The organism is bacterium (assembly GCA_040757115.1).
GTDB lineage: Bacteria > UBA9089 > CG2-30-40-21 > CG2-30-40-21 > SBAY01 > JBFLXS01.
The window spans coordinates 1-5063 of record JBFLYA010000268.1; the positions used below are offsets into that span (position 1 = coordinate 1).

The 5063-nt window shown below is 39.7% G+C and carries 8 protein-coding genes; all 8 read right to left on the reverse strand.

The features are described 5' to 3' along the window. Positions 1 to 56 precede the first annotated feature (56 nt). Positions 57 to 353 carry a hypothetical protein gene (locus tag AB1422_16705; protein ID MEW6620947.1) on the reverse strand — a complete coding sequence of 99 codons (297 nt, stop codon included), beginning with the start codon at positions 351 to 353 and terminating at the stop codon, positions 57 to 59. Between the two features lie 275 nt (positions 354 to 628). Then, positions 629 to 844, reverse strand: a complete 216-nt coding sequence (tatA, locus tag AB1422_16710) for a twin-arginine translocase TatA/TatE family subunit (GenBank protein ID MEW6620948.1) — start codon at positions 842 to 844, stop codon at positions 629 to 631. A gap of 277 nt (positions 845 to 1121) precedes the next feature. Continuing rightward, positions 1122 to 1301 (reverse strand): twin-arginine translocase TatA/TatE family subunit, encoded by a 180-nt coding sequence (gene tatA / locus AB1422_16715; protein MEW6620949.1) that lies wholly within the window; start codon positions 1299 to 1301, stop codon positions 1122 to 1124. Next, on the reverse strand, positions 1271 to 1756 hold the full coding sequence (locus tag AB1422_16720) for an MOSC domain-containing protein (GenBank protein MEW6620950.1): 486 nt from the start codon (positions 1754 to 1756) through the stop codon (positions 1271 to 1273). The genes tatA (AB1422_16715) and AB1422_16720 overlap by 31 nt, the downstream gene beginning before the upstream one ends. 119 nt (positions 1757 to 1875) lie before the next feature. Then, positions 1876 to 2850 (reverse strand): GTP 3',8-cyclase MoaA, encoded by a 975-nt coding sequence (gene moaA / locus AB1422_16725; protein MEW6620951.1) that lies wholly within the window; start codon positions 2848 to 2850, stop codon positions 1876 to 1878. A 15-nt stretch (positions 2851 to 2865) separates the two neighbouring features. Next, complete coding sequence (locus tag AB1422_16730; GenBank protein MEW6620952.1) at positions 2866 to 3222, reverse strand: putative sulfate/molybdate transporter; 357 nt, start codon at positions 3220 to 3222, stop codon at positions 2866 to 2868. Further along, complete coding sequence (locus AB1422_16735) at positions 3192 to 4043, reverse strand: putative sulfate/molybdate transporter (GenBank protein MEW6620953.1); 852 nt, start codon at positions 4041 to 4043, stop codon at positions 3192 to 3194. Before AB1422_16735 ends, AB1422_16730 begins: the two co-directional genes overlap by 31 nt. A gap of 54 nt (positions 4044 to 4097) precedes the next feature. After that, positions 4098 to 4826, reverse strand: coding sequence for a molybdopterin molybdotransferase MoeA (locus AB1422_16740; GenBank protein ID MEW6620954.1), 729 nt, complete (start codon positions 4824 to 4826; stop codon positions 4098 to 4100). Positions 4827 to 5063 lie beyond the last annotated feature (237 nt).

A 5063-nucleotide genomic window follows, 5' to 3' on the forward strand; every position in this document is an offset into this window, starting at 1 on the left:
ATGCCCTGGAGTTACCTTATCAACCAGGGAAAACAGTCAAATCATTTTGTGGGGATTCATACTGTAGTGCCAAAACTCAACCTCTCTGCTCTGTAAGTTGTTGATAATACAAGACTTATTTTTTTAAACGGCGAACTTGGGTTACCGTATTTCTCGGATAACTCTGCTATCTTGCGCAGTTGCTCTGGAGTAACATTACCTCCCAGAATTCTTACTCGAACGCTAAACAGATTCTTCTGCCGCTGGGCAATAATTCCACCGGCTTTTACTTCTTCAAGATTTAATGCCATCTGATATTCCTTCTGAAAATAAGGAAGTAGAAAGTAGAGAGTAGAAAGTAATGAAAACATCATTCCTCACGCCTATCTCCTTACCTCCCACCTTCTATCTCCTACCACTATTTTCATCCTCCTTTCTCCTAAAAATAGCCGTGAGAATAGAACACGGATGACACGGATTTAACGGATTTTCGCTGATTTTTTTCTCTTTTTTCTATCTTATATCTATCCGCGAATATCCGCATCATCAGCGTGCTATTATTTTTCATCGTCATTTGTGCCCACTCCCTGTGGACATGGCCGTTTCTCCTAAAAAAAGACCAAAGACCAACTTACCTACTCTCTACTTTCTACTCCCTACTCTCTATTCTCTTCAAGTCTTCTAACGGCTTTGTGATTTCTATATCTTTCAAATTCACACCTTCTTTTAATTCCTGAGTTGCTTTCCTGAACTCTTTTATTCCTCGACCTATTGCCTGTCCTAATTCAGGTAATTTCTTAGGGCCAAAGATAACCATTGCTATGATGAGAATAAGTATCAATTCTGGCATCCCTATTCCAAACATAATTAACCCTCCTTCCTTCGGTTATAGTCTATAGTCTATATAGCACTTATTAATCGAAATTTGACATAGATATGGTTCTGAAATTCCAAATCACAAATTCCAAATTCCAAATAAATTCAAATAACCAAAATTCAAAACATTACTTCCATAGTTTGTATTTAGGACTTGAAATTTGGTGTTTATTTGAGATTTGGTGCTTGTGATTTGGGATTTTTTTTACTTATCCACTCTGAGTAAAGTTTTGACTAATAACTGCTATAGTCTATGGTCTATGGTTCTATGTATTAGCAGTCTTTTGTTTTTCCTTTTCCTCATCACTATTAGATGATACTGATTGTTTAAATCCTTTAATCCCTTCTCCTAAGGATTTACCAAGTTGTGGTAATTTATTCACCCCAAAAATAATGACCACAATTAGTAAGATAACTAATAATTCCGGCATACCAAGTCCAAACATTCCTTATTCACCTCCTTTATCTCATCACCTATCTTAATCATACCACCTTTTAGAACTCGGGCAAAGATTCCTTCCTTAGGCATAACGCAGTCCCCTGCCTGATAGTAGATAGCGCATCTGGTATGGCAGACCTTGCCTATTTGACTTACCTCCAAAATGACATCATTACCTACCTGAATCTGGCTACCCACGGGTAAAGAAAGCAAATCTATACCTGAGGTAGTGATATTTTCGGCAAAATCTCCTGGGGAAACATCAAGTCCCATCTGCCGCATCTTTTCAATTGATTCTTGAGCCAAAAGGCTAACCTGGCGATGAGAGGTTGCAGTCTGTTCCTCTATGCTGAGATTAGCATGGCCATTGGCTTTAAGCCCACACCCTGCTATTACTTCCCAGCTCCCATCTACCGGCTTCTTCCGCTGCCCCTTGTTCTTGCTGATATTAACAGACACCACACAAGCTATCTCTTCCTCCAAAAAGCGGTTATCGTCTATCGTTGATGGTTTATAGTTTATAGTGTATAGTTGATGGTTGATAGTCTATAAACTATAAACGATAAACTATAAACGATGTTCTACCCACCAATTGCTACCATCTGGCGATTGCCTTTTAAATTAAAGTTGCCAGAGATAGGCTTTGATTTTATTGCCTGAATGATGATTTGCGTCAATTCATTATCACTGGCACCTTCTCGCAATGGACCCTTTAAATCAAATTCCGTTGTTTGGCCCAGGCAAACCCGCAAATGCCCATCAGGGGTTAAACGCAGGCGATTACACCTCTGACAAAAATGGTCACTTATCGACGAGATAAATCCCAGCTTGCCGCAAGCCCCCTTTATCTGGTAATATTCTGCAGGACCGTTACCTGCTTCTACCTTAGCGGGAACAAGGTGGAAGTATCTTGCCAGTCTTTCTTTTACTACCCAGTTAGGCAGATACTCCCTCTGCCATTCAAGCTTGTCTTGCCTGCCAATAGGCATAAACTCGATAAATCTAACCTCAAGTGCTCTATCCAGGGTTAGCCAGGCAAAATCCTCTACCTCATCAGCATTTATCCCATTCATTACTACCATATTTACCTTTACTGGTTTTAAGTTGGCTCTTAATGCCGCATCAATCCCGGATAAAACAGCCTTAAGATTACCGCCTCCGGTAATTAGGGTATAACGCTGTTCATCTAAGGAATCCAGGCTGATATTAACCCTCTTGAGACCTGCCTGTTTCAATAAGGGGGCAGATTGGGCTAAGAGTGTCCCGTTGGTGGTTAATGCTAAATCCTCTAACCCTTCAATCCGGAATAGTTTTTCAATCAAATGGTTAACATCCCGTTTAATCAAGGGCTCACCACCGGTAATCCGTATCTTTTTTACCCCCAGCCGCACCATTAAAGAGGCAATCCGCACAATCTCTTCATACCTTAAAACCTCAAAATGGCTCTTCTTACCAATCTCTTCAAAAGGACGGCAATAAAGACACCTGAGGTTACACATATCCGTAATCGAAAGTCGTAAATAATCAATCTGGCGATGATAATTATCTATGAGCATAAAACCTCTTCACTATCAAGACCTGCCAATCACAAGTTGTGAATAGCGCCTAATCCATTCCAAAATCATTCCAAAACCACAGGCAATGGCTAAGTTATTGGTAAAGACAGCAATTATTCCAATTAGACAGGCTAATAGAAATCCCTTTTCTCCGATTAAGTCGCTAATCAAGAGACAATGTTTTAAACCTACATACATTACCATTATACCAAGAATAGCTGGAGAAATCAACTTAAATATTTCACCCATTCCTTTGCCGAAGAAGAAAGCCAATCCTATATAAATGCTACCGATGATGATGCAGGCTATCCCTGTGCGTGCTCCGAAGCTATAATGGGCAGTTAAACCACCTGAACCATGACAAATAGGCATTCCCCCAGACAACCTATGACCATATTAGCGGTGCCTAATCCAAGACACAAAGAGGTTTCAGTAACTCGCCTGGCTTGCTGACCAAAGTATTTTCTAGCTACATCTGTTGTAGAAATAATTGAATTGCCTAATGTTAAAGGTAATTGTGGAATGACTAAAAGAAAAAAGGCGTTAATAAAATCGTCAATCTTAGGAATAGATAGACTGAATTCTGGCATATTAAACATTTGGATGGCAGAATGCTCCATTCCTCTGGTTAACAAATTTAGCCCTATTCCCCAGATTAATATGGCAATTGTAGCAGGAAACCCTTTATTCCAGAGAAAAATAGATATAATCACTAATCCCCCAAAAATCATCAGCAGTTGGAAAGGTATTCCTCCTGATAAACCACAACTACCCTCGGAGATGATTGATTTAGTAATCATCTTCCAACTTGTATTTACTAACATCAACCCTATTCCTAACTGTATTCCTTTTATTATTGGCGGGCTAAACAGACAAGTCAAAAGTCTGGTTAATCCAGTTATTGCCAGTAACAATAAGATTATCCCCATTAATATCCCTGCGGCATAAATTAATGAAGGGCTGAGACTATTAGCAATAGCAATAGCCGCTAAGGCTTTTAAGGGTTGAACAGGCATCGGTAGTTTATAATAAAAACCAGCAATTATATATACCAATCCAACCATCAATAAACTCACTGTGGCATTCAATCCATTTATAGCGATAAGAGATACATAGATTGGGAGGAGTGTGGGAATATCTCCTAAGGCACCAGATAATTCAGTTAAGAATGTTTTTTTATTATTTTCTTTCATTATATCTCCTGAAAATGGGCTGTCTGACCTGTCGGACAATCCCCTATGTTTTCCTCAATCCAGCAAATATGCCTCAACCTCTATTCCTTGTTTCAACTCCGTTACCTCTTCAGGCACTACCACTAAAGCATTGGCTAAGACGAGAAATTTCAATATCCCGGAACCCTGCGGTCCGGTTGGGAAGGCTTGATAATGATTATCTTTCCTCTCTATTCGGACCCGCAAAAAGAATTTTCTACCTGGTTTTTTTCTGAAGTCCTGCATCAATTCTGCCTTGACCACTGTTCGATAAATATCTTTATGCCCCATCATCTTAAGCAAGGCAGGTCGAACAAAGATCTCAAAGCAAATTATGGCAGAAACAGGGTTACCTGGTAAGCCAAAAATAGGTTTAGTATTATGCAAGGCAAAGGTAATGGGTTTGCCAGGCTTTATAGCAACCTTAGTAAATTGGACCTCTGCACCTATATCTTCAAGCACCTTCCCTACTAAATCATAGTCCCCCATAGAGACTCCGCCGGAGAGAATGACAACATCAGATAATACTAATGCGTTAAGTATAGCCTCTTTTATCCTCTGGCTATTATCCGGAACAATCCCCAGTTGCACAGGTTTTGCCCCCACCTGCCTTACCTGAGCCTCTAAGGCATAGCCATTGCTATTTCTCTTTTTGCTCCAGGTTAGTTCCTCATCTAAATCTATCAATTCATCGCCTGTAGAAATTACACTTACATAAACCTGTCGGATAACATCTATTTCTTTGCTACCCAGAGCTGACAGCATACCTATCTCTTGAGGTCGAATAACGCTATCTTTTTTTAATTACCAGCTCTCCTTGAATTACATCCTCACCCTTTAACCTAACATTTTCACCCTTCTCAACAGGGTAAAATATTTCGACCTGTGAAATAGGTCTATCCTTTTTATTTATGCAGCCTTTTTTAGCTCAAAGAGTATCTGCCTCTTCTTAATCCAATTATCTTGTTCATTGTTTTGGTGCAAGGTAATAACTGAAGCCAA